Raw genomic sequence first — 26,981 nt, 5'->3', positions numbered from 1 at the left:
GTCACGGTACGTCAATTCTTAGTAACGAAACCTTGTAGCTCATCCGCCGCAAGATCCTTGCTGCGTTTGCGAGGTTGAGCTGGCTCAGGAACGGGAGAGATGCGGGCCAGGTGGCCGTGCGCTTGGTGATCACGGCGTATACGACCTCGAACGACGCGGCGTTGAACGTGGGAGCTGCGAGCAGGGCGGCATGGGCGGGGTGGCCTATCAGCAGCGAGACGATCTCCTTGCGGTACCTATCGTCCCAGAAGAGCGCCTCGGCCGAGGCGACGCCTTGCGAGAACAGGTGACTGAGCGTCGAGGACCGGGTCTTCCTCTTCACGTGCACGAGCTGTCCACTGAGCGTGAGAAGGTCGCAGCATTCAATCGGAGCGTTGGCGCCAGTCACTCTCTTGTTCCCCCGATCGAGGAGCGCGATGTCCTTCATCGTGGCGGAGACGCGCTTGTTGTAGTCATTCTCCACCTCGTTCGGATTCGCTGGGGGAAGCTTCAGCCCGGAAGCGGGAATTTGCTTGATATCGCTCTCTATCTGGCGCGCGTAGCTTTGCTCGATGACGTACCACTCTCCGGCCGATAGCGCGTAAAGATTCCCCTTGTGTGTCGTCTCGTACACCAGCGCGTCATACACGGACCATTTCTCTCGGGTGACATCGGCGTCGGCATACTTTATTCCTATGCGATCTTTCCGCAGTTTGTTGATGGAGAGCGCGCCTATGTCTATCGTGTCGAGGTAGTGCGCGAGCTCCAAGTCGGGGTGATCGTCCGCGTGGCCCTCGGTGGAGTAATTGAAGGCGGCGAACCGATCCCATTCGATGGGCTTCGGAGCGGCGAGGTAAGCGCTCTTCGAGGTGCCAGCGCGTAAATCCTGGATCAATAGCTGGTCGAGCTCGTCTCCTAGGTTGGAGTCGCGAATCTTCCGAACGTGGTCGACGAATGCGAACTCTTTGAGGTAGTCCTTCTTGCCATACTCATGAAGCAGCCGGTCGCACTTGGCGCCGAGGCCGGTGAACTCGATCTCGGCGTTGAGAGCGATGGCGTCGCCGCCTGTGACCTGCCTGCCGATCGTCGGGTCTCTCGGCAGACCGGTGACGGATCGCATGAGATCCCGCGTGACGTCCAGTCCGAAGGTCGACAAACGGGAGCCCGTGCTCGCTTGACGTCTCGTGTGCAACGTCAAGTCTTCCATGGTGTGCATGTCGACACTGCGAAGCGCGTCGGGGGCGACTGCGTTGAGGGCCACCTTTAGACCGAAATCTCGCTCGATGAGCTCCTGGCGCAGCAGGTTGCTCCCATATCCGAAGCTTATCGCGAAGAACCTGCCGCTGGTCTCCACGATCAGCACCGCCGACGAGAATGCGTTGACGAGGGAGAGGGGTGACACGACGCCTTCGTTGAGCAGGTCGACCCAGGCGGGCGGCTTGTGTGAAGGAACGGCGGGGACGAATAGGGATCCTTTGAAGCCGATGTTCTTCTTGAGGGGGTGTTTGGTCAGCGACGTCGGGTTCCGAAATGCGTCTTTGGCGGTGGCGACGCTCGGCTTGAGAAGTCTGATGTTCAATGGGCGGACCTTCGTTTTCATGGCGCTGATCCTTGCCGTCCGGCCTCGGGAGCCACGTGCTTCGTCCGCTGCATTGGTGGTGGTGGGCAGCGTGTGCCAAAGTAGATTATTTTCATGTTTGTGCTTCACGTGGGTGTTGATGAAGGTGTTTAGCGATCCGGGGACGGTGACGATCGCATCCCGGGACAAAGAGGGGTGCATCGCATCCCACTCGTGCAGCTCCGGCACGACGGACGTTCCCAGCGGCTTGCCCGCGAGCTACTTCTTAACCGCAGCCATCGACAACACCGACGGGGGGCGTCCGCCGCCAGTCTCCTCGACGTGCAAGACGACGTCGCGAATGTCCGGGACCGAGTATTCCACGGTGAGCTCGACGGCAGGCTCGCGGCCGCGCTTCCTTCTTGATTCGAAGGGGTACTCCGAGAGCGGCAGAAAGGTGTCGCGTCCGCGAGGGTGGGGATAGGGCCTCGTATTTCCGCTGTTCATCGGCGAGAGCCGCACGCGATGCCCGTGACGCTCGAGGAGCCGCGCCGTATCGATCGTGAGAACTGTCTGTCGTTTGTCACGATATTCTACGGCTTCGAGCAGGCGCCTAAGCCTCTCCTCGGTCAGCCAGAAAAAAACCATTCCATTCAGAAGCCGGTACCACTCGGCGGGTGAGAGGCTACCCCCAAGGGCGCGCCGGAGCGCTTTGTCGCTCATGGGCTTCTGGTCTCGTATGACCGCCGTCCCGTGTAACGGGTGTGTGATCGTGAGCGACTCGGGCCGGTGTGTGGACTCGATGGCGTCTCGGTCCGGTCCACGAACCTCGAAGAGGTCCAGGAGCGCACTTGTGCTCAGCAGCCCGTGGCGCATGATCCCAGGCCAGCTTCCTGCCTCAGCCATGTGATAGAGGCGAGGGTAATGTATCGCAAGGACCTCGCAGGTTATTCCCATCACCACCTCCTCCGGTCGATGATACTGCGCAAGTGGAATCTGGTCGTGATCAGCGAGACGGGGGCTGATGTCACGTGCTCGACTTCGTCGATGAAGCGGATGGTCTCCGGTGTGAGTTGCTCGAAGCGGCGGGCGTCCTTGTTTTTGATGTTGATGTAATCGACGAAGGTGAGCGCGACGTCGGTCGGCCCGTTAAGGCTCGCCGCGCGTCGCAAAAGAGCCCAGTCGAACTCGCCCACGCGTCGGTTACGCTTCGTCGTCGAGGTCTTCTCTGCCTTGCGCAGTTCCTCGGCGTTGATCCCAGAGCGTCTCGCGATCTCGTCCCATTCGAGCTCGCCTGTCAGCGTCCCGGATGTCCCGCCGTTCGGGTTCTGTACCCGGATGGGATAGGTTCGGCACACCATGATCGTCCTGCGTACCCGGCTCGGGGCAATGCCGGCCTCGGCGAGGCATCCGCTCACCGTTGTATCACGCGAGGTGACGAATGGATACTGGCCGTGATGTAGGCTCAGGCCCGTTCCCTGGGTTCCTTCGAGCAAAATTCGACTGGCCGAAGAGAACGCGTCGTCCAGGATCTCTCGCGTCGGCCGAACATAAGGTGCAAGCTCCGGCACATCGAGAGCGCGTCGAACCGGGGGGGCAGCCGCCGTCCGCAGAATCTTGCGCGATGTCGCCGCTCCTACACCTCGTCCCGTCGAGCCAATCGAACCTGCTAACTTCTCCGCCTCGAACGCGATGTCTGCTGCCTCGATGATCATGGCCTGCGGATCGATGAAGAGCCGGCCCTGTGATACCTTGCAGTCCGCGATCTCCTTGTGCAGCGTGTCCAGGTCGAGCGTAGCGCCAGGACCGAGCACGAGCTTCGCCTCGCAGCGCCGGGTGCCCGAAGGGAGGAGGTGAAAAGTATAGGGCTCTGGCTCCTCGTACACGGTGTGCCCCGCATTCGGCCCGCCTACCCGGACGAGAAGATCGTACTCAGGCGCGAGGTACGACGCAATGTGTCCCTTGCCCTCGCTCCCGTACTGGCCGCCCACGAGAACGTCGACGACCTGCTCGACGCCTCGGCCGTAGAGTCCAAGGTGGCTCGCGACGCGAACGAAGACGTCGTCAGAAGAGCTCCGCGCAGTATTGATCACAATATCCGCGATCTCTTTGAGATTATCAACCCCGATCTCTGTCGCATTGGCGCGTACATCGTCGTATGACGCGAACTCTTTCACGGCACAATCCCGTTCCTTGTAGCGCTGTGCGAGAATTCCGTCGGAAGCCGTGAGGTGCACGTGAGTGGTACGGAGGCCGAACGCTCTTCGGATCGCGTCGACTTGAGCATCAGTGCGCACCGCGTCCACGATTACCGTGACGTTCTCCTCAAACTGCGAAACCGCCCTGGTCAGCGCCTCGGCAACCCAATGCCCGCCAGTCTCCCGGTCCAGCCGCTCTCCCGCCTCTTGCAGAGCCCCTCGTTCCGCCGCTGTTCTCGCCATCGTTTGGATGAGATCGCGAGTTTTTAGCCGCTTGAACTGATAGCGGTTTACCAGTGCGTCGCTGAGCGTCGTTTTGCCGGACGCTACAGGGCCCGAGAGAAGGATCACTCGATTTACCATCGCGCGCCTCCGAAAGACAGGTTGTATGCGAGTCTCATCTGATGCCGCTGCTGGGGAAGGTAAGAACAAGAGCTGCTGGTGATCGCCGCCAGGGCGCTGGATGCCAAGTCTCCACTTGCGGCTCACTTGCCCTGCGTGTGGAATACGAGATGCTCAGCTAGCCATCCTTCGTGCCACCGTTCGAGCGCCATCCGGCGGCCTCGCTCCAGCGCCGCGGAATCGGGCATGATGCCCGCGGTGAGCGTAGGTTCGACCAGGCGCCCGCCGCGGTGCCCGGGTGGCCCGACGTGCAGCAGGATCTGCTCGAGTCCCCCTGCGCCGTCGAGCTCGATCTCAATTGCCGTCGTCTTCGACGCGGGCAGCTTCTTCCCTTCGACGATCACCTCCGCCACCGACGAGCCTCCCGGCCCGTGGGTGACGAGCATGACGCCGAGCGTCCCGGCGAGCTTCGAGGTGATCTCGATGCGGATCCGATCGCCACGGGCAAGGGAGAGGATCTCCCCAGGCCCGGCGGGGATCCACTCGCCCTGACGGAGCCCGATGATCGCCGACGTCGCCGGCGGCCACGACGCCACGACACCGCCAGCGGAGACCTGGACCAGCCCGTGCTTCACGAGCAGATCCACGTTGGCGGTGAGCGTGCGCCGGTCACGGGCCCCAAGCACGGCCTGGACATCGTCCATGGGGAGCGGCTCGGGGAAGACGTCGAGGAGGCGGGACGCGAGCTCAAGGGAGCCTTTCCGGGAGACCGCTGCCTTCGGGCGAGCCCCGCGCCCTGCGAGCTCGTGAATCATCCCCGCGTAGCGCTCTCGGTCGGCCAGCGACGGGCTGACGCTCGGCGCGAGCGCGGTGAGGCGCTCCGCGCTATCGGACCTCCGCCAGCGCGCCCACTCCCCGCGGATCCGGTGCTCCTCCGCCTCCACGCCGAGGACGCAGCGCCGCACGAAGGTGAGGAGCTCGCGGATGTTGCCCGGCCACGCAGCCGGGTGGAGGGTGAGGCGCTTCACCGCGGGCAGCACCTGGGCCCCGAGCGCCTCGGGCATGTTCAAGCGCTTCACCTCCTCGGCCGCGATCCGCTGCACCCGCTCAGGAGCGTCGCGCAAGGGGCGCAGCGTGAGCGGGAGGACATTGATCCGGTGATAGAGATCATCGCGAAAGAGCCCCTGGTTGCACCGCTCGAGCAGATCCCGGTTCGTCGCGGCGATGAGCCGGAAGTTCGCGGACCGATCCTTGACGCTGCCCAGTGGGCGATACACGCGATCCTGGAGCAGGGTGAGCAGCTTGGCCTGGACGGCGAGCGGGAGCTCCCCGATCTCGTCGAGGAAGAGCGTCCCCTGGTTCGCCGCGTCGACGATGCCGGCTGCGGCCGTGTGCGCGGTCGTGAACGCCCCGCGCTCGTGGCCGAAGAGGGTGCTCTCTGCCAGCTCCCCGGGGATCGCGCCGCAGTTCTGGGCGATGAACTGCCCGCGCCGGCGGGCGCTGAGCTCGTGAATCCGCCGGGCCACTGCGCTTTTGCCCGAGCCGCTAGGGCCGGTGATGAGCACATCTTCGTCCACATTGGCCAACTGCTTGATTCGCTGCTCGACCTCTGGCTCGAGGTCGAGGCTGATCGTGTGCGCCATGTTCCTCCTGCGGATCGAGAGCGAGCCTACCGTATCGGAGAGGAGCTGAACTGCCCTGCCGAGCCGACTGTACGACGGTTTCGGTCAGGCTAGCGGTGCCGGCGGATAGCCCCGGCCCGGCGCCAGGAGGGCGACGGTAAGCTCAGGGCGCGAGTGAACGCCGAGAGCCCGATAAATTCGCTCCGTATGCGTCCGGACGGTCCCCTCGCTCAGCTCGAGCCGGGCGGCGATCTGCTTGTACGACAGGCCTGTTCCGACGAGCAACGCGGCCACGTCGCGCTGGCGAGGGGTGAGCACCGGGCTCGTCCGTCGTTCCGCGGGCGCGTGCTGGGAGGCGCATAGCTCGACGCTGCGCGCCCGGAGGTCACCGAGGTCGCCGTGACGCTCGGTGAGGAGGGTCCGCTGGGACTTCATCGATCGCATGGCTGGTCGCTCCCCGACACCGGACGCTCGACCCGCCGGTGCCGCTCTCACGGCGCTACTGTGCGCCATGCGACCCAGGAGCGAAATACTACTTTTGGGAGTACGTGCCCCGGGCGGGTGGACCCGCTACGTGCTGCCGCAGTTTGCAGCAAATTGGGCTCGGGGCCTCGGCCGAGCGCAAGCGCAACAGCTCGATTTTTCATGGTTTTGTAGCTGGTCCGCCGGCTGCTCTGACCGTCCCCGCGGCGGCGAGCACGACGGGCCCGCTCCGGAGCCTCCCGCTTCGCCGCGAGGGAGACATTAAGCCATGAGAGATCTCGTTTTCCGGCTCGATCGCGAGGTAGACAAGCTGATCGACAGCCTCGATACGCACCCCGTTGCGCGGACGCTCTTCGCCGGGACCATCGCCGCCGATCACTACGCGGAGTATCTCGAGCAGACGCAGCACTACGTCGGAGTGGCCCACGAACTGCTCCGCGCCTCCGGCGAGCGCTTGCTCGCGATGCACCGGCTCCCGCTCCTCGCGCGCCTGCTGATCGAGAAGTCCGAGGAGGAGGCCGGCCATGACGCATGGGCGCGCGACGATCGCATGGCCCTCGGGCTCGGGGCGGTTGGCTCGGGGCCCAACGTTGCCGTCCAGGCATACATCTTCGGTCACCGTTTCGAGGCGGAGATGGGCTCCGGCGCGGCCTTCCTTGGCACCGCGTACGTGCTCGAGGCGCTCTCGGCGCGCCGGGCGTCGAGCACCGTGCGGAACCTTCTCCTGAGGAGCCGGATCCCCGGAATTGAGGGGGCTGTAACCTTCCTGCGGGCACACGGCGAGGAGGACCGCGGTCATATCGCCCGGCTCGCCAGCCTCCTGCGCGGCTTCACCGTTCCGGAGGACACCGAAGCGATCCTTCGCTCGGCGCGCCGCACGCGGCTGTACTTCCCCGGTTTCTTCTCGTCACCTCGCTGAACCGGCAGCGTTCGACGACCACAAGCGGCCGCAGCGGGGGCAGCGGCGCGCACGCCGCCAGGAGAGCGGCGTGCGCCGCCGATGCCTCCGTCTGCCCGCTCTACCAGACCTTTTGCGGAGGAGCCATGAAGAAACGAATTCGCGCCGGTATCGCCGATACCCCTATGGGGATTGCGGACGCCCAGCGCGTACGAAAGCAGGTGTTCGTGAGAGAGAAAGGGCTCTTGAGCCGTCACGCCACGCCCATCGATCGGGAGATGGATATCTACGATGATCTTGAGACGACGCTTCACTTCATCGCTTACGTCGATGATGCTCCAGTCGCGACCGCACGCCTCATCGGGCCCAACCTGGACGTGGCGCGAGCTATCGGGCAGCCGCTCGGGATCGATCTCGCCTCGCGTTACGACATGGGCCCGTTCGCGGCCGCGGGCATCTCGCTGGCGGAGGTGTCGCGGATGTGCGTCGTCCCGCAGTATCGGGGCACGGCCGTGCTGTGCGAGCTGTACCTCGCCATGTACTACGAGAGCGTGCGCGTCGGTCTGACGCACTGGGTCGGCGCGGGTAACGCGGAGACCGATGCTCTCGAAGACGCGGAGGTGGCGTACCGGATCGCGGAGCACCGCGGTCTCGTAAGCCGTCGCTGGCGCGTCGCCCCGAGGCCCAATGCTAGCGTGGACGGACCCTCGACGCGGCCGTTCTACACCCCGGTGGAGCGCGCCCGGGCGCGCGCAGGCGACCTCCAGGGGATGCGGTTGCCGCGCACGCTGGAGACCTTCGCCCACCTTGCAGCGCGTTACATGGGGGCGCCCATCCGCGAACGGGGCTACACCGTGTGCTCGCTGCCGCTCGTCGTCGAGCTCGCCGACGTCGTGCGCACCAGGGCGTTTCTGCGCTCCCTCAGCGATCCGTGAGCTGCAGGCGCCCGGCCTCATGGTAGGCTGGAGCCATGCGGAAGGGGATGGGGGTCGGTAGCCGCGAGCAGCGGACGATGTGGGACCTGAGCAGCGCGCTCAGCGCGTCGCTCGATCTACACGCGGTGTTGAAAAACGCATACCCCCTGCTCCTGCCGCTCGTCGGTGCCGACTACGGCGCGCTCGCCGTGACCTGGTCGGAGCGTCCCGATCAGTTCGAGTGGATCGTCGAGAACCTGCCACCGGCATTCCTCGGATCTTACGAGCAAATGGCGCCGCACGACTTTGTGCACAGCTCGGTGCAGGCGAAGATGCAGGTCGTCGTGTGCGACTCCGAGATGATAGACCGGCGGGAGTTCCAGCGGAATATGATGTACCACCGCGCGCGTGAGCTGGGCTCCCCGATCGAGCAGGTGATGGCTGTCATGCTGCACGCCGGAGGTGGCCTGCGGAGCGGGCTCTCGCTGTACCGGGAGCGGCGGCGCCCGTTTACCGAGCGTGAGCAGAGGATGCTGCAGCTGCTCACACCAGCCATCGCCAACGCCGTCCGCAACTGCTGGTCGTTCACGAAGGAAGCGCGTCGCGCCAAGCGGCTCGAAACGCTCCCTCCTGCCCCGCCCGTGCCTACCGCGTGGGAAGCACGCCTCACGAAGATCGAGCGCAAGGTGGTCTCGTGCATGCTCCGCGGGTGGAGCAATGACGAGATCGCGGAGGAGCTGGGCTGCATGCCGAACACGGTGAAGAAACACGTGCAACACATCTTCCAAAAGCTCGGCATGGAAAGCCGCAAGATGCTCCGGTACTGGGCGATGCGCGGCGCGTGACACGAACGGCAGGGCGCCGTCGCGCCCCGCCTGCCGACGCACGGGTACGCAACTTTGCGGATGGCGCTCACCCCGTGATTTCGGCCAAACAGGGGGGCACTGAGCGAGGCGCGAGGCACCGGCTCCTCGGACCGCCAAGCAGCCTCCACCACCACCTGCTCGGGTTCGATGCTCCCCCCCACCCGCTTCCTCCACACCGCCGATTGGCAGCTCGGCCTGCGCGCCAGCTTCATCCCCGGGGACGCCGGCGCCGTCGTGCGCAACGAACGGCTCCGCACCCTTCACCGCATCGGTTCGGTCGCACGAGAGACCAAGGCCGAGTTCATCGTCGTCGCTGGAGACGTCTTCGAGGATCATGGCCTGCGCCCGGAGACCCTTCGCCGCTCCTTCGAAGCGATGACCCAGATCTCCGTGCCGATCTACCTCCTCCCCGGCAACCACGACCCGCTCAGCTCCGACTCCATCTACCGCGGCGACCTCTGGCAGCGGGAGTGCCCGCGCCACGTCCACGTCTTCAGCTCGCGAGAGCCGGTGATCGTCCGCGAGGGCGTCGCGCTCCTCGGTTGCCCCCTCCTGGAACGGCAAACCCTCGGCGACGTCACCGAGCACCTCACGCCCGAGCTCGGCCCGCGAGGTCACGTGCGCATCGGCGTCGCCCACGGCGGCATCAAGGAGATCCTCGAGCGCCTGGTCGGCGATGACGAGCCGCTCAACAACGCCATCCCCGCGGACCGCGCCGCCCGCGCGCGCCTCGACTACCTCGCGCTCGGCGACTGGCACGGGCTCCTCCGCATCGACGACCGCACGTGGTACTCCGGCACTCCGGAGGCGACAAAATTCAAGGAGAAGAACCCGGGCAACGTCCTCGCGGTGGAGATCGACGCCCCGGGCGCGGTGCCGCGCGTCACGCCGTACACCGTGGCCGGCCTCGAATGGAAGAAGGCCGAGCTCCGCCTCGACGGAGACGCCGAGCTCGCCGTCCTCCAGCGCCTCCTCGACGGGTTTGCCCGCAAGGACACCACGCTGCTCGAGCTCACGCTGACGGGGAGGATTGACGCGTCCGTGCGAGCTCGTCTCGACGCCGAAATCCTCGACAACGCGCGCGACCGCTTCCGCTTCCTGCGGGTACGCGACGAACAGCTACAGACCTTCCTCGGCGAAGCCGATCTGGCGACCCTCCCCACCGAAGGCTGGCTCGGGCAGGCCGTCGCGCGGCTCCGCGGCGAGATCGAAGGGACATCGGAGCTGGAGCGCTCCCGGGCGCTTCGCCTGCTCCATTACTTTCACGAGGCGGTGTCATGAGCCACGGAATCAAGCTCGTCCGCCTCTCGGTGCAGGACGTCGGCGCACTCACCGGGCGCATCGATGTGGGCCCTTTCGCTGACGGAGTCAACGTGATCAGCGGCCGGAACGAGGCGGGTAAGTCCACCCTCGTCGAGGCCCTGCGGGCGGCGCTCTTCGAGCGGCACGATGCCAGGAACCAGAAGATCAGGGCCCTCCAGACGCACGGCACGCGCAACGCTCCCGAGATCTGGGTCGAGCTGGACATCGGTGGCGAGCGCGTCAGCGTGCACAAACGATTCCTCGAGAATCGCTTTGCTGAGGTGCGCCTGCACCGCGAGGACACGGTCGTGCACGGCGCGGACGCGGAGGATCTCCTGGTGGCAAAGCTCGAGGGGCGGCGTCCGGGCAGGACGGGAGCCACGCGGAACGACATGGGGCTGTGGGGGCTCCTGTGGGTCGCACAGGACGAGACGGCTTACACCGATCCCGGCGATGCCCTTGATGCGAACGTGCGCGGGGCGCTCTCGGACGCGATCGGCAGGCAGGTCGGCCAGGTCCTCGGCGGCAAGCATGGCGAGCGCGTGCGCATCCGGGTGATCGAGCATGCTGCGCGCTACTTCACGGCCAAGATCGGCACCACGACCGGCGAGTACCGGTCAGCCGAGGAGAAGCTGAAAGAGGCGAGCGCCCGCGTGAAGAAGATCGAGGAGGCGAGGGCCGCGGTCGAGAACCTGGCGGCGGAGCACCAGGCGCTCTGCGAGCAGTTGCGCGAGGCCGAGCACAAGCTCCCTGGGCTCGAGCGAGAGCACGCCGACGCGGTCGCCGCGGAGCACCGGTTGAACCAGCTCGAGGGCCTCTTGCGCGAAGCCGACTCACGCGTCGCGACCGCCAGGGCCGTCGTCACGGCGGTTCAGCAGGACGTCGACGTCCGCGCATCGCTGGCGCGCGAGGCGGAGCAGCTCGGCGCGGAGATCAAGAAGATCGACGAGGCCACCGGCGAGCTGTCGCAGACATTCGAGCACGCGAAGAAGGCGGCGGCTGCGGCCCGCGAGATGGCTGCCCAGGCGCGGACGGCGGCCCTCGACGCGCGGGCAGCACTGCATACCGCGGCGGATGACCTCGATCGGGCGCGCCGGCGCGACGAGGCCGCGCGCGCAGCCAGGGACCTGCGAGCGGCCGAAGCGGTGGACGGCGACATTGCCGAGGCAACTCGCCGTCTGGAGAAGGAGACGATCGACGAGCGCGCGTTCGAGCAGCTCGAATGCCTCGCCGCGAGCGCGGCTGCGCTACGCGCTCGCCTCGATGCAGAAGGAACCCGCATCGTCGTGTACCCGGCCGAGGGGGAGGCGCTCGTCCGCTCGGTTGGCGGTCCGGCGAGGATCGACGTACCGGGGATCGGTGTGCTGGACGTCGAACCGGCTCGCCCCGGTCTGGCGCAGGCGCTCGCGGACGCAGAGAGACGGAGATTGCAGCTCGAAGAGGCGCTCCTTGCGCTCGGCGTCGCGGACGTGCCGGCGGCGCGCGCGCGTCACGCGATGCGGATGGAGGCCGAGCGCGAGGCGGAGGCGATCGGCACAGAGATGAGGAGGCTGGCCCCGAAGGGGCTGGACGCGCTCGAACACGAGGTGAGAGGGCACCAAGCCGAGCGCGCGCGGCTCGAGGCCGCGCTCGACGAGGCCGCGCGTGCGGACCGCGAGCGCGAGGTGAGCCTGCGCGGTCTAGCGGCCAACCGCCTCGACGAGGCGGCGCTCGACGGGCTCCGGCGGCGAGAACAGGACGTGGTCGCCCTGCGCGCCGCCTGCGACGCGATCGGCACGCGAGTAGAGATGCTCGCGCTCACCGGGCTGCGAATTCGCACCGGGGATGGGGAGGCGCTGCAGCCGCTGACCGCGGGCCAGCGCAGGGCGCTCATCCTGACACGGGGTACGACCGTGGTCCTCGATGAGGTTGCCGAGATCAGACTCGAGCCGCGCGGCGAGGATCTCGCCGAGTCCCGGGCGAGGCTTGACCGAGCCGAGCGCGACCTCGCGGCGACGCTCCAGGCTCTCGAGGTCGCCAGCGTAGAGGACGCGACGGAGGCTGCCCGCGCCTGGGTCCGGCTCGACGCGGCGCGGAAGCGGGCGGAGGAGCGCCTCGTGGAGGCGGCCCCGCGGGGCCTCGAGACGCTCCGTGCCGAGGTGGGGGCGGTTCGCGCCCAGAGCCTCGTCGCCGAGGCTGCCCTCGCCAGCGCGAGGAGCGCGTTCGCGCGCCGCGCGCAGATCGAGGTCGAGCTCTCGCAGAACCGCGTCACCGGAGACGGGCTCGCGCGGCTGATGACGCTAGAACGCGAGCTGGGCGATGCAGAGCTGGCGATCGAGAGGCTACAGGCTCGCGTCCGCGCCGTCGCCGGCCCGGTCGCCGCGGGCCCCCGGTGCGAGTGGGCGGTGACGCGAGCCGTGCGACCCGAGATGGTGCAGAACCTCGCCTGGGAGATCATCCCCGGGGAGCTTGGTAGCGGGCTCGATGTCGACGGGATCGAGCGGCGCTTCCGCGAGTCGTTGGAGCGGGCGGACGTGCCCGACCTCGACGCTGCGAAGGCGCGGTTCCGCGCTCGACTGGCGCTGGTCGTCCGGCTCGCTGAACTCCGCAAGCAGCTCAGGAGCTTGGCGCCGGACGGGCTGGACGCGCTGCGCTCGCGCGCTGCGGCGTTCGGAAACGCCGAGGAGGCGCACTCCACGACCGCCGGCGACGAGGCGTCGGCCGGCGTTGCCGTGCTGCAGACAGCAGTGGACGAGCGGCGTGAGGAGGTGCGCACGCGGGAGGCCAGCGCGGAGCACGCGGCGGAGCTCTCGGATCGATCCGAGCGAGAGCTTCGCGTGCTGGAGGGCTCTCTTGGCGAGGCCGCGGCCGTTCGTCACGAGAAGGCAGCGCGGGTCCACGTCGTGATCGACAAGCTCGCCGTACTGCGTGAGAACGTGCCGGACACGAACCTCTGGCAGCGAAACACGACGGCGCAATGGGAGCTTGAACAGGCGCTGGCGAGCGCTCGGAACGCTGCCGCAGAGCTCGAGGCGGCGGCCCCGCAGATGCTCCGGGGTGAGGTGCAGCGCGCCAAGGGAGCCATCGATTCGCACCGGAGGCGCATCGCCGACCTGCACGACAAGGTGCTGCGACGGAAGACGCTGCTCGATCAGGCCGCCGTGGAAGGGCACTTCGAGGAGCTTGGGGAGGCGCAGGTCGAGCAGCTCGAAGCCGCCGAAGCGCTCGCGCGGGTCGAGCGCGAGGCCCGTGCCGCCCGGCTCCTGTCCACGGTCGTGGAGGACGCCTATGCCGAGTCGCAGCGCCTCTTCCTCGCGCCCGTGCTGAAGGAAGCGTCGCCGTACCTCTCCAAGCTGCGCCCGGGAACCGAGATCCGGATGACAAGGGATCTCAAGCTCGATAAAGTCGTGCGCCGCGGCGCGGAGGAGGACTTCGGTCAGCTCTCCGGCGGCACGCGCGAGCAGCTCTCGGTGATCGTCCGGCTGAGCCTCGCCCGCGTGATGGCCAGGGACAAGCGGCCGCTCCCGCTCATCCTGGACGATACGATGGGATGGACCGACGACGCGCGGTTCCTGTCGATGGTGCAGATCCTCCGGGACGCTGCCAGCGAGCTGCAGATCATCCTGCTCACGTGCCATCCCGATCGGTTCTCTCGGTTTCAGGCGGAGTACTCGGCGGATCTCGACCGGCTGCGCGAGGTGCCATCGCCCGCGCCCGAGCCGCTGGCCGGGCATCGCGCACCCTGACTCCCGCCGGGAACGCGTGGCTCCCTTCGAGATCGGCGCGCCTCCCCCGCCTCCACGGCGTCGGGCCCCGCTGCCGCGCGTACCTCGCGACGAGGTCCTCATTGTTCTGGTCGTCGCCGTGCCAATTGAGAGATGCTGCGGAGGGGATTGAGCTCGTCTGCCATCTGAGCGATGGTGTCTTCCGGCCATGATCAACCGGAGCGCTCGAGCCTCCGCAGACCGCGAACCACGAGGGGCCATGACGACGAAGGACAAGGCGAAGCGCCTCGCGACGACGAAACGAACGACTCGCGCGTCCAGAAAACCGAAGAAGGGCGACGCGCAGGAAGGGAACGGCGGGCTGACGCGGAAGCAGGCGCTCGCCTTGTGGGAGCTCGTCATCAAGGGCGACGGGAAGACCGCCTCACAGCGCTCCGTCAAGCTCGATCGAGCCGATGTGAAGGGCCTGGAGAGCGCCCGCCTCATCACGGTCGAGAGTGGCAAGCGGAAGAATGACCCAGCTCATGGAGCGAAGCTCCACCTCACCGACGCGGCGTGGGACTGGGCGAACCGCCAGGGGCTCGCGGTGCGCCTCTCGCAGACCAAAGCCGCGGTGCCCGTGCTCGAGGCGCTCCTCGCTAAGGTTCGCAACTACCTAGAGTACCACAACCTCGCGCTCGCCCACCTGCTGCGACCGCGGCCGGCTGACAAGGAACAAGACGGGGTAGCCTCGACAGCGGTCGCGCTCCAGGCCGGACCGGCACCGGGCGAAGCCGCTCCGGCCGCTCCCGGCGAAGCCGCTCCGGCCGCTCTCGAGGAACGGATCCGGGCCGCGTACCTGCACGTGACGGGAGGGGCCCTCAACCAGTACGTCAGGCTCGCCCTCCTCCGCGCGCAGCTCCGAGACGAGCCGGTCGAGGCCGTCGATGCGGTCCTCCGCGGGATGCAGGAGAAGGGCGGCGCGGTGCTCTACCCGATCGACGACCCGCAGCGGATCCGCCCGGAGGACGATGCCGCCGCGCTCCGGGTGTCCGGCGAACGACGTGATCTGCTTTGTATCGAGGGGTGACCCGATGGATGCGTTGAGTGCGTTCGAAGCGGTCGATTTTCAGTGGACGCAGAGCATGGACAGCGTCTGGCACGACCCGCGCTACGACGTGCCCTCGCTCCACCAGAAGGAGCGGCAGGCGGTGCTTGCCAAGGTCCGGTCGATGGCCGCGAGCACGGAGACGGGCTCGCCGCTCGGCTGGGTGTTTGTCGGCCCGGCGGGCATCGGCAAGACGCACCTGCTGTCCGCGATCAGGCGCGAGGTCCTGGGCGTGCCGGCGAGCTTCATCCTGGTCGACATGAGCGACGTCCGCGATTTCTGGGAGACGGCGCTCCTCGGCTTCATCGACTCGCTTCAGAGACCCGCCGGCGCGACGGATCGCACCCAGGCGCAGCTCGTCGTCCAGCACATCGCCGCGCAGGCGCGGGGTGACGACGGCGCGGCCCTGACCCACGAACTCGCGTCGCTCCGCCCGCCCAGGCTCGCCCGGGAGATGGATGAACTGGTGCAGCGCCTCGGGCGCACGCACAGGGCCCAGACGCTGAAGCACGCCGACACGCTCCGCGCACTGGTGCTGCTCAACTCCAACGACATGGAGCTGTCGAACCTGGGATACGCCTGGCTTCAGGGCTACGGCGTCGACGAGAGCGCCATGGAGGTGTTCGGCTTCAACATCCGCGAGAAGAGGCCGAGCGCCGTCGTCGAGGGCCTCTCGTGGCTGATCAGCCTGCGGTGCCCGATGGTCGTGGCCCTCGATCAGCTCGACGCGATCGTGACCGAGCACCATCTGCTCGCCACGGCGAGCGACCTGCCTGAAGATTATACCGCTCGACAGCTCGTCTCGCGCAGCATCATCGACAGCGTGGCCCGTGGGCTGATGGAGCTGCGCGACGTGACGCGCCGCGCGCTGGCGGTGGTCTCGTGCCTGCAGGAGACGTGGGGCAAGCTCAAGGACACCGCGCTCAAGTCGTCGACGCATCGCTACGAAGATCAGCGCCCGCTCCATAACTTGCGCGACGCAGTCACGGCCGAGCAGATCGTGAGCGCGCGCGTGGACCCGAGCTACGCGCGCATCGGCTTCACGCCGCCGTATCCCCGGTGGCCCTTTGCGCCTTCTGCGTTCGTCACCGCGACCGGGAAGTCGCCCCGCGAACTCCTCCTCCGCTGCGAGCAGCATCGCCGCAAGTGCATCGACGACGGATGGGTCAGCGAGCTCGCCACGTTCTCGGGCACGGAGCCACCGCGGAACCCGACGGCCGTACCTCATCGCCCCGAGTTCGAAGCGCTCGACACGCAACTCGAGCGCCTCCGCACGTCGGTCAAGGTCCCCAAGGACACGCCCGCCACGGACGGTGAGGACGAGCTGGGAAAGCTCCTGCTCACTGGCTGCGAGCTCGTGGTCACCGAGCAGGCGCACGATCCCACCGTGCACATCTCGATCGACTCTGAGAGCGGCGGGGGACGCGGCTATCCGGCCCTCCACGCGCGCGTGCGCCAGATCTTCACCGCCCACCAAGACCGCGAGCGGCACCTCTGCCTGCGCGCCTTGTGGAAGGACAACGCCATCGCCTTCCAGGCGCGGCTCACCGCGGCCGTGACCGCGTCGGGGATCGATCGCCAGCTCGAGTTCCGCAAGCTGCTCCTCGTGCGCAACGCGCCGGTGCCGGGCGGCGCCAAGACGACCGCGCTCATGACCAAGGCGCGATCAGCAGGAGCCGAGCTGATCCCGGCGAGCGAGGACGACCTCCGCGCCCTGGCCGCGCTCGCCAGGTTGCGCGAGGCACAGGGGGACAAGCGCGAAACCTTCGACCAGTGGCTGCGTGCACGCCGTCCCGCCTCGCAGCTCGCCCTGATGAAGCCCGTGGTCGATTGGCTCGGGCGCTCGCCGCAGACCACGGCGCCCGTTGCGTCTCCGCCGCAGGCGCAGCCCCCGACGGCGTCGCCCGTGCAGGCTCCCCACCAGATCCCCGCGTCGCCCGCGCCCGTACCCACGCCGACCCCGGCGGTGCGTCAGGCGACCGCGCGCGCTCCACACCTGCCGCCCGCATCGCCCGTGCTCACGCCGACGCCGGCGGCAAGGCCCGTGATCGCTGTCGGCCATCAGCTCATCGGCGAACGGTTGGCCGCACCCCAGACGCTCTTCGCCGAGGATCTTAGACAGCATGTGGTCGTGCTCGCCGGCGCCGGCTCGGGCAAGACGGTGCTGCTCCGGCGGCTCATCGAGGAGGCCGCGCTGCTCGGCATCCCGTCCATCGTCGTCGACGGTGCCAACGATCTCGCCCGACTCGGCGACCCCTGGCCCGTGCGCCCCACGTCGTTCACGGACGAGGACGCTGAGAAGGCTGCCCGCTACCACGCACAGACGGACGTGATCGTGTGGACGCCTGGGCGATCGAACGGCAACCCCTTGCACCTGGGATTGCTCCCCGACTTCGCCGCCGTAGCGCACGAGCCCGACGAGTTCACGCAGACGGTCGCGATGACGGCGTCCACGCTGGCGGCGATGGCTGGCAGGAGGACCGACGATAAGGCGCGCGCTATCCTCGATTCCGCGCTCCGCGTCTTTGCGCAACAAGGTGGCGGCGACCTCACCTCCTTCCTCGACCTGCTCGGAGATTTGCCCGAGGAGGCCAGCCTCAAGATCTCCACCGCCAGGAAGGTCGCGACCGCCCTCTGCGATTCTCTGCGCGCTGCGGTGCAGACGAATCCTCTCCTCCATCAGGAGGGCGAGCCGCTCGATCCCGGCATCCTCTTCGGCTTGGGTTCTGCACGCGCCCGTGTCTCCGTTCTCAGCATGGTGGGCCTGCCGGGTCTCGACGCGCCGCTCCAGTTCGTCAACCAGCTCGCCATGACTCTCTTCACGTGGGTGAAGAAGAACCCTTGTCCGAGCAACCGGCCGCTTCGCGGTCTGCTGGTCATCGACGAGGCGAAGGACTTCGTGCCCTCTCAGGGCTCGACCCCCTGCAAGGAGAGCCTGATCCGTCTGGTCGCGCAAGGTCGCAAGTACGGGCTCGGCGTGGTGTTCGCCACCCAGGCGCCGAAGAGCATCGACCATAACGTGATCGCCAACGCGAGCACCCAGTTCTACGGGAAGGCGAGCTCGCCGGCGGCGATCGACACCGTGGAGGAGCAGCTCCGCGTGCGCGGTGCCACCAAGGTCGATGTGGCACGGCTACCCTCCGGACGCTTCTACCTGGCCGGCAAGGGGATGCCAGCGCCGACCAGAATCGCGGTGCCGCTCTGCCTGTCGCACCATCCCCCGTCGCCTCCCGATGAGGCGGAAGTCCTCAGGCGCGCCGCGGCCTCGCGCGCTCGTCTCGGGTGAGGGCGGCCGCGCTGAGGGAAGGTGGGCTCCGCCAGCGACGTCGCGGCGAGCCTCGGCGGAACGATCGAGCGAAGGTGCTGCATGGGGACGATGGGGAAGTGGGACGGTGCGCGGTTGGAGAGGTTCCAGGAGGCGCTACTCGACGCCTTCCCGTCCCGCGTCGAGTTCGAACGGTTGATCTTGTTCGGCCTCAATGAGGACCTCGATACGATCGCGTCCGATAACAACTTGCAGGCGGCGGTTTTTGAGGTTCTCAAGTGGGCGAAGGCCCGAGGCAAGCTTGAACGGCTGCTCGAGGAGGCTCGCCGGCGGAACCGCGACAACCCCATACTCCGCGATTTCGCGGAGCAGAGGGCACCGTTCCTGGTGCCCTTTGCCATGGATCCGGAATTTGTCGGTCGCGACGCCGATCTCGAGCGTCTCAACCGGCTCCTGAGAAACGGCACCATCGGCGTCCGGCGCGCGGCGCTCGTCGGGATGGGCGGTGTTGGCAAGACCCAGCTCGCCGTCGAGTATGCCCACCGCCGCCGGAGTGACTATCCAGGCGGCGTTTACTGGGTGAACGCGGCAGCACCCCTTGTGGCCGAGCTCGGAGCACTGGCCGAGAGGCTGGGGCTTCGCGAGGACACCACCTCGGAGGCGGAGCGTCCCGTGCAGCGCTTGCGCGCGTTCGAGCGGCACCTCCAGGAGCATCCGGGCGCGCTTGTGATCCTCGATAACGTCGCAGATCCGCTCTCGCTACGTGAGCCCACGGCCGGCATCATCCCCTGGGAGCTGCCTTGCGACCTGCTCTTCACCACCCGTCGGCGCGATTCTGATGCCCCCTTTGAGAGCGTCTCCGTCGGCGTGCTCAGCGAGGACGCCGCCCTCCGCCTGCTCCTCTCAAGCAAGGCGCGACGGTCGCTCCTTGAAGGCGGCCGCGCCGATGAGATTCAGGCGGCGAGAGCGATTTGCGGCGCGTTGGGCCACCTTCCGCTGGCGATCGTCCTGGCGGCCGCGTACCTCGGCAAGTCACCGGGCCTCGCACTCTCCGATTACCTCCAGCGGCTGCGCCGGGAAGGTGGGCTGACCACGACCGACGCCGCCAAGGTGGATCCACTCCGACTGGCGACACAGCACGCCGCCGTGGTGGAGGCGACGCTGCGAGCTCAGTGGGATGCGCTCGCGACACCTGAGGCACGGCACGCGCTGAAGGTGGCGGCGTTGCTTCGCAACGCGGCGCACGTGTCGCGCGCGACGCTCGCGCACCTCACCGGACTTTCGGACGAGGCGAAAAATGGCTATCCGGCACCGCTCGAGCAGGCGCTGAACGAGCTCTCGGAGTGGTCGCTTGTGGAAGAGCTGACGCAGAAGGCGATCCGGCTGCACCCGCTCGTGCGGGAGTTCGCCGCGGCGCGGATCGAGCAACGCGAAGCGTTCGCCGCGGCGTGCGCGAGGCAGCTCGGCGAGGCGCTTGGTGAGGCGGGGCGGCTCGACGCTGAGGTCCGGGCGCGGGGGCTGGATGCCGTGCTCGCAGATCTGAGGCTCGGGGAAGAACTGGTGGGAGCGGAAGGGCGGGAGAGATTCCGGCGGCTGCTACGCCCGCTCGATCGGGAGGCACACTGCTTACGCCGGTGGGATCCGGTGCGGGAGCCCGGGTTCTTCTTGCAGCAGGTTCGCAACGTCAGCTTCGAGCTAGGGATCGAAGAAATGCAGGAGCAAGCCGAGGCAACGCTGAAGGCCCGGAGGTGGACGTGGCTGCGCGAGCGGCTGCGCACCAGTCGGGAGTCCGACGCGCTGGTGCGGACGCTGGCCGGCCACACCTCCTCGGTGTGGGGGGTTGCGGTGATGCCGGACGGGCGCTCGGCAATTTCCGCTTCTCACGACGGCACGCTCAAAGTGTGGGAGATATCGAGCGGCTGCGAGCTCCGCACGCTGGCTGGTCACGCTTCAGAGGTAAATGGCGTAGCGGTAACGCCAGACGGGAGCCTCGCCGTCTCGGCGTCAGAGGACGGCACGCTCAAGGTGTGGGAGCTCGCGAGCGGACGTGAGCGCCACACGCTAGTCGGCCACGCTTCTTCTGTGTACGGAGTGGCGGTGACGCCGGACGGTCGCCTCGCCATCTCCGCGTCGGCAGATAGCACGCTCAAGGTGTGGGATCTCACAGACGGGCGCGAGGTTCGCACACTCACCGGTCATGGTCTTGCTGTGAACGGGGTGGTCGTGACGCCGGGGGGACGTCTGGTCATCTCAGCTTCGGAGGACAGCACGATCAAGGTGTGGGAGCTCGCAAACGGGCGTGAGGTTCGGACGCTTGCCGGCCATACCGATTCGGTGATGGAGGTTGCGGTGACGCCGGACGGTCGCCTCGTCGTCTCCGCATCGGCGGACAGCACGCTCAGAGTATGGGATCTGTCGAGCGGCCGTGAGCTCCGCACGCTCGCCGGTCACGACGGCTGGGTGGCCGGGGTTGCGGTGACGCCGGACGGTCGCCTCGCTATCTCCGCATCAGACCACACGCTCAAGGTCTGGGACCTGTCGAGCGGCCGCGAGATCCATACGCTTGCTGGTCACTCCGAGCCCGTGAAGGAAGTAGCGGTGACGCCGGACGGTCGCCTCGCTATCTCGGCGTCTCATGACAACACGCTCAAGGTGTGGGAACTGTCGAGCGGGCGCGCGGCTTGCGCGCACGAAGGACACACGGGCGCCGTACCCGGGGTTGCGGTGACGTCGGACGGCCGCTTGGCCGTCTCGGCATCTTGGGACAGAACACTTAAAGTGTGGGAACTGTCAAGCCGTGCTCTGGTCCGCACGCTGAAGGGACATACCTCGCTGGTCATGCGGGTCGCGGTGACACCGGACGGGCGCTTCGCGGTTTCGGCGTCGGAGGACAAGACGCTCAAGGTGTGGAAGCTGCCGAGCGGCCGTGAGGTTCGCACTCTCGCCGGTCACACGTGGAGCGCGACCGGGGTGGCGGTCATACCGAACGGGCGCTGGATCGTCTCCGCTTCGTCGGACAACACGCTCAGGGTATGGGAGCTGTCGAGCGGCCGTGAGATCCGCACGCTTGCCGGCCATACGTTGGGAGTGACCGGGGTGGCGGTGACGCCGGATGGTTGTCTGGCCGTGTCCGCTTCGGAGGACGCCACGCTCAAGGTATGGGAGCTGTCGAGCGGTCGTGAGGTCCGCACGCTTGCCGGCCATACGTTGGGAGTGACCGGAGTGGCGGTGACGCCGGATGGTCATCTAGTCATCTCTGCGTCGGAAGACAAGACGCTCAAGGTGTGGGACCTCGCGACAGGGCGGGGAACGTACACCCTCACTGGTCACACCAGCACGGTGACCGGGGTGGCGGTCACACCGGACGGGCGCTTGGCGGTCTCCACGTCGGAGGACGCCACCCTCCGAGTCTGGGATCTCTCCGACGGCAGCTGCATCGCCACGCTCGAAGCGCACGCGCCCCTCCTGAGCTGCGCCGTCGATCCCGACGGCTGCACGTTCCTTGCGGGCGACGGTGCCGGCAGCCTCCATGTCCTCGACTGGCTCTCTCCGTCGGCCGAAGCGCGCGGACCGCTCGATTCGCGGCTCGCCGCCGTGCGCGACGCGACGGAGGCGCGTCCGCAGCACCGCGAATTCAACCCGGGGCTCGCGACGCGACATGTCCCGGTGACAACTAACATTCTCACCTCATCGGTCAGCGGCGCCCCCCTTCTTACGTCCGCCCGCGGCACCGGAGTTCCTGCCGTCCCGGCCGCCACCACCGCCGAGCCCGTTAGGCCGCCGGCCAGCGATCGCATCAAGATTCTCATCCTCGCCTCCAATCCGAACTCGACGACCCCGCTCCACCTCACCCGCGAGGTGCGACGGATCGAAGATCGGCTCGGGGTCGGCAAGCACCGGGACGCCTTCGAACTCGTGACGCGATGGGCGGTCCGGCGCAGTGACCTACAGCGGTTGCTCCTCGAAGAGAAGCCCCACGTGCTCCACATCTCCAGCCACGGTTCCACGCGCGCGCAGCTCTTCCTCGAGGACGACGAAGGGAACGCCGCCCCTGTCTCGAAGAAGGCGCTAGCCGACCTGATCGGGATTCTCAAGCACCGCCTGCGGCTCGTGGTGCTCAATGCCTGCGACACCGAGCCGCTCGCCAAGGCGCTGGTGCAGCACGTCGAGTGCGCCATCGGCATGCGCCAGGCTATCGGCGACGATGCGGCGATAGCGTTCGCCGTCTCCTTCTACCAGGCGCTCGCGTTCCACGAGCCCGTCGCGAGAGCATTTCGGCTTGCGTGCAATGAACTGAAGCTTCAGCAGATCCCGGAAGAGCAAACACCCATCTTGAGGGTCATGCGAGGCGTTGATGCCGCAACCTTGGTGCTTAGGGGCCAGCAGTAGAGTGGCTCTGCGGAATAAGGCTCGGTTCCTGAGCGGTGGCCGATGCCACAGCTACTATGACCTCCACCGCTCCCGGCGGCAGAAGACATCGCGCAGCGCTTCGATGGCCTTCGCACGTCTTCGGTACAGCGTAGAGAGAGACAAGTTTGCATCTTCGGCTAGCTGGACCATCGGGATCCCATTCAGGTCGTGAGCCACGACAACAAGTCGCAGATGCGGATCGAGCTCATTCACAGCATGAATCGTGCCGATTCTGACGTCGTCAAGATCCATCATTGCAGCAGCGTCCGGCGTTGGATCGAGCACCTCGATGGCATTGAGAGAGTCCAGGAGCTCCTCTCTGCGGTGCTGCGCACGCTCGTGGTAGTGTGCTGCGACGTGTACGACGATCGCGTTCAGCCAGCGTTCCGGCCTGCCCCGCTTCGGATCGAAGCTAGGCCAGCTCTCCCACGCCTGAACCCATACTTGGCCCGCAACGTCGTCACGGTGGCATTGTGGAACCCCCAGCATCGCCAGCCAGCGCAGTACGGCACGAACCAGCATCGGAGAAAATAGTTGCGCGCGCGCGGCGGCGCGCTCGTCTTCATTCGGCAGGCAACACATGGTTCTACCCTGGCAATCTCCTGCCCTGCAATGACAGGGTGCCCACTCCGCCGAGTCGATCAATCGGCTGCCGACGCGCAATCCGAGCAATCGATATCATCGACGTTCCTTTCGCCGCATATCCTTTTCGTCGCCATCAGCAACTCCGCCGACCTTGATCGCCAGACGGTCGGTCGTCCATCCACGATCGAGCATGTACATTGGACGTCAACATCGCCCACTCCTGACGTATTCAATGTGTGGCACGTTGCTAATGTGGCTTCGATGGCGGCGCCGATTTTAGGTATCTCGAGCGAGACTCACGCTAGGTGACCTCATGGCTTCCCACACCTGGCAGCGTCGTGTTCAACGCAGAGCGCTCGATGTCCTCCCAATCGGCCCCTCGTGCAAGGCTGGATCCACCGTCGTCGTGCTGTACCGGAAAGCTCGTCAGTGCGGCAGCGGGACACGCGAACTCAGCGCCCGACATCGTGCGAGCGGGGAGCGGCGACCGAAGCCGCGGCTGGAGCTTGGCCCTTGGGCTTTGGGCAGCCAGGTCAGAGCAAGGCAGCACGGGCGGGGGAACATCAGGCGCCCGAGGGGGAACGGCGGCCGGACTCGTCGACGTCGTGCTTGACGATGACGACGCCGCCGCACACGCCGAGCGCTCGCGCTTGGCGGCGGGCTCGCCGAACTGGATTACCAACGTGTCCTCCGCGTCCGCCCGGTAGTCATCGTGCAGACGCCACAGGCGCTCCCAGTACCGCGCAGGCGTGCCGGTGAAGACCTCCAGCTGCCGTGCGAGGCCGGGCGTCATCGGGTGGTCGCTGTTCAGCAGCCGCTCGAGGTTCCGTCTTTCTAGTCCGGTGCTTTCGGCCAGCTTGTGCTGCCACGAGGGAATCGTCGCGCAGAACGATTCGAGGACCCTGCCTGGCCATGGGACGTGGCGCGCGCGGACTTCTGTCGTCGCCGCGATGAGGGCGTCCACATGGCAGTCGAGCAGGCGCCGGTATCGCTCCAGCTCCCGCTCTGCCTTCTCCTTGGCTTCGGTGAGGGCCAGCTCCTCGTCCTCGTGCGCCTGCTCGCGTGCCTCGCGGAGCCCGCGCTCCCGGCCCAGCGCTTCGCGGGCGGTCACCGCGAACCCGATCGCAACACAGGCCATCATCGCGAGGACGATCGGCGAGATGAGCCACATCGCACCCAGCACTTCCTCCACGTGTTCCTCCTCCTGGACGTGCGCCTCTTGCCCGACGCGAGACGGATCTCGGCCTTCTGCTGTCGACGACAGCATCGGAGCTACCGCCTGTTAACCGTCAGTGAACAGCCGACGATTCAGCGAATCTGCCTGAGTAGCGCTTCGCGCTCCGCAGCGAACGGCCCGCGCGGAAATTCCCGCGCGTGGGCCTCGAGCAGCCGGCGCGCCTCGAGGTAACCGAGGGCGGTATGGGCCTCGATTGCCCTCCGGGCCTGGTTGACCAGGCTTCTCTCCCGCTCGCCGACGGGGGAGCGCACGACGCTCCCCGGCGACGCGGCATGACGAGCTGCCATCACCGGGGAAGCGGGCGTGCTATTCACTGCGACCCTAGCGCCCGCGTTGCCAGCTCTCGCCGACCACGAGACCGCGTGCGCGGGGATGGCGGCGCCATCTGAGACCGCGCCCGCCGCGGGCTCCCTGACGTCCGCTGCGGCGGGCGCGCTCTCAGGCGCGTGGACCGCCGCCGATCGCAGCCACGATGCCAGGCCAGGCACAGGCGCCACGCCGGAGACGAGCGCGCCCGCCAGAACGACGAACGCCCCCTGCACGACGACTCTCTGCCCCAGACGGCGCAGGGTGGCCACCCACGACGCGCGATCGCGAGACCCGAAGGCGAGCGGTGCCACCACGCAGGCATCGTCGTCCCAGCCGTGGGAATGCTGCTGCGCATCCCACCGTCGCTTCTGCGCGTCCAGCTCCTCGCGCGCCCGCCGGTGCTGGGTCTTCACCGTCTGGATGCTGAGCCCGAGCTCGGCCGCGATCTCGACCAGCGGCGTCTCCTCCAGCTCGTGCCTGATGAGGATGTCCCGGTACTTGGGGTCAACCTGAGCGATCAGGCGCCGCGTGAGCTCTGCCCGCTGCCGCAGGCGGAGCAGGTCTTCCGGCGTGGGATCCTCCCCTCTGAGCTCGCGCTCGTCGAAGGACGTCAGAACCTCGCCGCGGCGGCCCGCGTCGCGCACGTGGTTGCGCGCCTGATTGAGGGCAATCGTGACGCGGTACGGCGCCGAGTCCCTGCCCGGCTCGATCCGCTGAGCTGCTTCCAAGCCGCGCAGCAGCGCCTCTTGAGCGACGTCCTCCGCGTCTCGTGCCGGGACACCGCGACGGATCGCCAGGCGCCGGAAGAGGTCGAAGCCGATGGACGTGAGCGCGCGCTTGGCCACGGCGGGTAGCACACCTGAGCCGCCCTGAAGGGTTCAGGAAAATGAAGGGACGGCCAACTTCGGTCGGATAATGTGTGCCACTGTAGCAGGGTCGTGCGCCCCTCCTCCAGTTCCGTCGTGGTGGAACGATCCAGCACGTTCCGGGATTGCTCTGTTTTTTTCTCGTCCATGGAGCATTTAACGAAAATCCCTGAGGGTTGACGCCGCGAGGCTGGCGTCAGTACCGTCGCCCACGTGCGGTGCGCTCCACATTCACTGTTCATCTGTTTGATGCTGGGTGCCGCCACCGGCCTTGTGAGCCCGGCCAGCGCTCAGAGCATCGTTGGGACGCCGCGACGGAGCGACGGTTCGACAGTGATAGACCTTGTACGCGCTGGGCAAAGGGCTCGTGCAGCGCGAAAGTGGACCGAGGCATATGATGCCTACAAGGCAGCCCTGGAGGCAGCAGAGCCAGCGTCGACCACAGAGCGAGAGCGCGCGGAGATCACCGGGGAGCTCGGGCTCTGCGCGCTTGTGTTGCGCAAGTACCGCGAGGCAGCCGAGCACCTGGCCTGGAGCCTTGAGCAGCGCGAGGCGCTTCCTGCAGCGCTCCAACTGCGTTTCGAGGAAGGACTGCGGAAGGCAACGACGCACGTTGCGACGCTGCTGCTCGCGGTCGACCCGCCGGACGCCGAGGTGCTCGTCGATGGCAAGCCCGTAGGCAGGACCGCGCGGACGCACAAGCTGTTCTTCGAGTCCGGGCAACACATGGTGCGGGCCCGCGCGCCGGGACGCGAGGAGTCTCTCCAGGTGTTCACAGCCATGCCGGGAAAGGAGCACGAGATGCTGATGCAGCTGCCGCGTTCCTCAGGTAGTACCAAGGAGGTGGCGGCGGCAGCACCGAAGGAAGCCCCCAAGGCGCTGAGCTCTGCGCTGGCTGTTCCGACGCAGGCCCCCAGCCGGTGGGCTTCGTGGCCGGGGACGCTGCGTATCGCGGGGATCGCCGTCACGACGGCTACCGTGTCGGTGGGCAGCCTCCTCATGATCCGGGCCAGCAGGCTTGACGGCGATCTGAGCGAGCGGCGTGACGGGCTCAACCGCGAGCCGACAACGAACTCGTCCATGTGCTGGCAGGCGCCGCAACGCTCGGCGTGTGCTGAGCTGCTCCGGCTGCGGGACGAGCGCAATCTGTCCGGAGTCGCAGGCACGGCCCTGGTCATCGTGGGGGGTGTTATCGGGGCGGCAACCGCCGCGTCCTTCTTTACGGACTTTTCCTTCCTGGGACGCACGCCGGCTCGGGAACGGATCCACGTCTCGCCCGCGGCGACCGGGCAAGCGGTCGGCGTGAGAATCGAGGGGCTGTGGTGAGTACGCCGGGAGCCTTGGAGACGCGTTCGC

The 26,981-nt window shown here is 67.3% G+C and carries 17 protein-coding genes; 9 read left to right on the top strand and 8 right to left on the bottom strand.

The features are described 5' to 3' along the window. Position 1 precedes the first annotated feature (1 nt). The 5 genes from WME83_RS37075 to WME83_RS37055 form a co-directional block, all read right to left on the bottom strand. Positions 2–1,579 (bottom strand): DUF6119 family protein, encoded by a 1,578-nt coding sequence (locus tag WME83_RS37075; protein WP_437314427.1) that lies wholly within the window; start codon positions 1,577–1,579, stop codon positions 2–4. A gap of 237 nt (positions 1,580–1,816) precedes the next feature. Continuing rightward, positions 1,817–2,494 (bottom strand): DUF7002 family protein, encoded by a 678-nt coding sequence (locus WME83_RS37070; RefSeq protein WP_437314426.1) that lies wholly within the window; start codon positions 2,492–2,494, stop codon positions 1,817–1,819. After that, positions 2,494–4,098 (bottom strand): adenylosuccinate synthetase, encoded by a 1,605-nt coding sequence (locus WME83_RS37065; RefSeq protein ID WP_437314425.1) that lies wholly within the window; start codon positions 4,096–4,098, stop codon positions 2,494–2,496. The genes WME83_RS37070 and WME83_RS37065 overlap by 1 nt, the downstream gene beginning before the upstream one ends. A 122-nt stretch (positions 4,099–4,220) precedes the next feature. Then, complete coding sequence (locus WME83_RS37060) at positions 4,221–5,720, bottom strand: sigma 54-interacting transcriptional regulator (protein WP_437314424.1); 1,500 nt, start codon at positions 5,718–5,720, stop codon at positions 4,221–4,223. A gap of 84 nt (positions 5,721–5,804) precedes the next feature. Then, a complete protein-coding gene (locus WME83_RS37055; RefSeq protein WP_437314423.1) occupies positions 5,805–6,143 on the bottom strand; it encodes a response regulator transcription factor in 339 nt (112 codons plus the stop codon). Positions 6,144–6,450: 307 nt separating this feature from the next. Between WME83_RS37055 and WME83_RS37050 the strand changes: the two genes are divergently transcribed. From WME83_RS37050 to WME83_RS37015, 8 genes are all read left to right on the top strand, one after another. Then, complete coding sequence (locus WME83_RS37050) at positions 6,451–7,101, top strand: iron-containing redox enzyme family protein (protein ID WP_437314422.1); 651 nt, start codon at positions 6,451–6,453, stop codon at positions 7,099–7,101. 125 nt (positions 7,102–7,226) lie between these two features. After that, positions 7,227–8,015 (top strand): N-acyl amino acid synthase FeeM domain-containing protein, encoded by a 789-nt coding sequence (locus tag WME83_RS37045; RefSeq protein ID WP_437314421.1) that lies wholly within the window; start codon positions 7,227–7,229, stop codon positions 8,013–8,015. Positions 8,016–8,050: 35 nt separating this feature from the next. After that, positions 8,051–8,839: a LuxR C-terminal-related transcriptional regulator gene (locus tag WME83_RS37040; RefSeq protein WP_437314420.1), complete on the top strand. Its 789-nt coding sequence runs from the start codon at positions 8,051–8,053 to the stop codon at positions 8,837–8,839. A 168-nt stretch (positions 8,840–9,007) separates the two neighbouring features. After that, a complete protein-coding gene (locus WME83_RS37035; protein ID WP_437314419.1) occupies positions 9,008–10,141 on the top strand; it encodes a metallophosphoesterase family protein in 1,134 nt (377 codons plus the stop codon). After that, a complete protein-coding gene (locus tag WME83_RS37030) occupies positions 10,138–13,887 on the top strand; it encodes an AAA family ATPase (RefSeq protein WP_437314418.1) in 3,750 nt (1,249 codons plus the stop codon). Before WME83_RS37035 ends, WME83_RS37030 begins: the two co-directional genes overlap by 4 nt. A 238-nt stretch (positions 13,888–14,125) precedes the next feature. Next, positions 14,126–14,935, top strand: a complete 810-nt coding sequence (locus WME83_RS37025; RefSeq protein WP_437314417.1) for a hypothetical protein — start codon at positions 14,126–14,128, stop codon at positions 14,933–14,935. A 4-nt stretch (positions 14,936–14,939) separates the two neighbouring features. Further along, positions 14,940–18,239, top strand: coding sequence for a helicase HerA domain-containing protein (locus WME83_RS37020; RefSeq protein WP_437314416.1), 3,300 nt, complete (start codon positions 14,940–14,942; stop codon positions 18,237–18,239). A gap of 90 nt (positions 18,240–18,329) precedes the next feature. Then, positions 18,330–22,607: an effector-associated domain EAD1-containing protein gene (locus WME83_RS37015; protein ID WP_437314415.1), complete on the top strand. Its 4,278-nt coding sequence runs from the start codon at positions 18,330–18,332 to the stop codon at positions 22,605–22,607. Positions 22,608–22,661: 54 nt separating this feature from the next. On the opposite strand, the gene WME83_RS37010 is transcribed toward WME83_RS37015, so the two are convergent. The 3 genes from WME83_RS37010 to WME83_RS37000 form a co-directional block, all read right to left on the bottom strand. Beyond that, a complete protein-coding gene (locus WME83_RS37010) occupies positions 22,662–23,210 on the bottom strand; it encodes an RNA polymerase sigma factor (RefSeq protein ID WP_437314414.1) in 549 nt (182 codons plus the stop codon). A gap of 304 nt (positions 23,211–23,514) precedes the next feature. Further along, positions 23,515–24,405, bottom strand: coding sequence for a helix-turn-helix transcriptional regulator (locus WME83_RS37005; RefSeq protein ID WP_437314413.1), 891 nt, complete (start codon positions 24,403–24,405; stop codon positions 23,515–23,517). 116 nt (positions 24,406–24,521) lie between these two features. Further along, positions 24,522–25,604 carry an RNA polymerase sigma factor gene (locus tag WME83_RS37000; RefSeq protein ID WP_437314412.1) on the bottom strand — a complete coding sequence of 361 codons (1,083 nt, stop codon included), beginning with the start codon at positions 25,602–25,604 and terminating at the stop codon, positions 24,522–24,524. 513 nt (positions 25,605–26,117) lie between these two features. Here WME83_RS37000 and WME83_RS36995 point away from each other — a divergent pair. Next, on the top strand, positions 26,118–26,951 hold the full coding sequence (locus WME83_RS36995; RefSeq protein WP_437314411.1) for a hypothetical protein: 834 nt from the start codon (positions 26,118–26,120) through the stop codon (positions 26,949–26,951). The last annotated feature ends 30 nt before the right edge of the window (positions 26,952–26,981 follow it).

It is taken from the genome of Sorangium sp. So ce385 (assembly GCF_051474135.1).
GTDB lineage: Bacteria > Myxococcota_A > Polyangia > Polyangiales > Polyangiaceae > Sorangium > Sorangium cellulosum_D.
This window is presented reverse-complemented; position numbering and strand designations above follow the sequence as displayed.

What these genes read in the sequence shown, in the direction of transcription:
- WME83_RS37035 (WP_437314419.1), top strand. Translation starts at nt 9,008, where the DNA reads ATGCTCCCCCCCACCCGCTTCCTCCACACCGCCGATTGGCAGCTCGGC.
- WME83_RS37050 (WP_437314422.1), top strand. Translation starts at nt 6,451, where the DNA reads ATGAGAGATCTCGTTTTCCGGCTCGATCGCGAGGTAGACAAGCTGATC.
- WME83_RS37020 (WP_437314416.1), top strand. Translation starts at nt 14,940, where the DNA reads ATGGATGCGTTGAGTGCGTTCGAAGCGGTCGATTTTCAGTGGACGCAG.
- WME83_RS37030 (WP_437314418.1), top strand. Translation starts at nt 10,138, where the DNA reads ATGAGCCACGGAATCAAGCTCGTCCGCCTCTCGGTGCAGGACGTCGGC.
- WME83_RS37065 (WP_437314425.1), bottom strand. Translation starts at nt 4,098, where the DNA reads ATGGTAAATCGAGTGATCCTTCTCTCGGGCCCTGTAGCGTCCGGCAAA.
- WME83_RS37025 (WP_437314417.1), top strand. Translation starts at nt 14,126, where the DNA reads ATGACGACGAAGGACAAGGCGAAGCGCCTCGCGACGACGAAACGAACG.
- WME83_RS37010 (WP_437314414.1), bottom strand. Translation starts at nt 23,210, where the DNA reads ATGTGTTGCCTGCCGAATGAAGACGAGCGCGCCGCCGCGCGCGCGCAA.
- WME83_RS37070 (WP_437314426.1), bottom strand. Translation starts at nt 2,494, where the DNA reads ATGGGAATAACCTGCGAGGTCCTTGCGATACATTACCCTCGCCTCTAT.
- WME83_RS37075 (WP_437314427.1), bottom strand. Translation starts at nt 1,579, where the DNA reads ATGAAAACGAAGGTCCGCCCATTGAACATCAGACTTCTCAAGCCGAGC.
- WME83_RS37040 (WP_437314420.1), top strand. Translation starts at nt 8,051, where the DNA reads ATGCGGAAGGGGATGGGGGTCGGTAGCCGCGAGCAGCGGACGATGTGG.
- WME83_RS37015 (WP_437314415.1), top strand. Translation starts at nt 18,330, where the DNA reads ATGGGGAAGTGGGACGGTGCGCGGTTGGAGAGGTTCCAGGAGGCGCTA.
- WME83_RS37060 (WP_437314424.1), bottom strand. Translation starts at nt 5,720, where the DNA reads ATGGCGCACACGATCAGCCTCGACCTCGAGCCAGAGGTCGAGCAGCGA.
- WME83_RS37045 (WP_437314421.1), top strand. Translation starts at nt 7,227, where the DNA reads ATGAAGAAACGAATTCGCGCCGGTATCGCCGATACCCCTATGGGGATT.
- WME83_RS37055 (WP_437314423.1), bottom strand. Translation starts at nt 6,143, where the DNA reads ATGCGATCGATGAAGTCCCAGCGGACCCTCCTCACCGAGCGTCACGGC.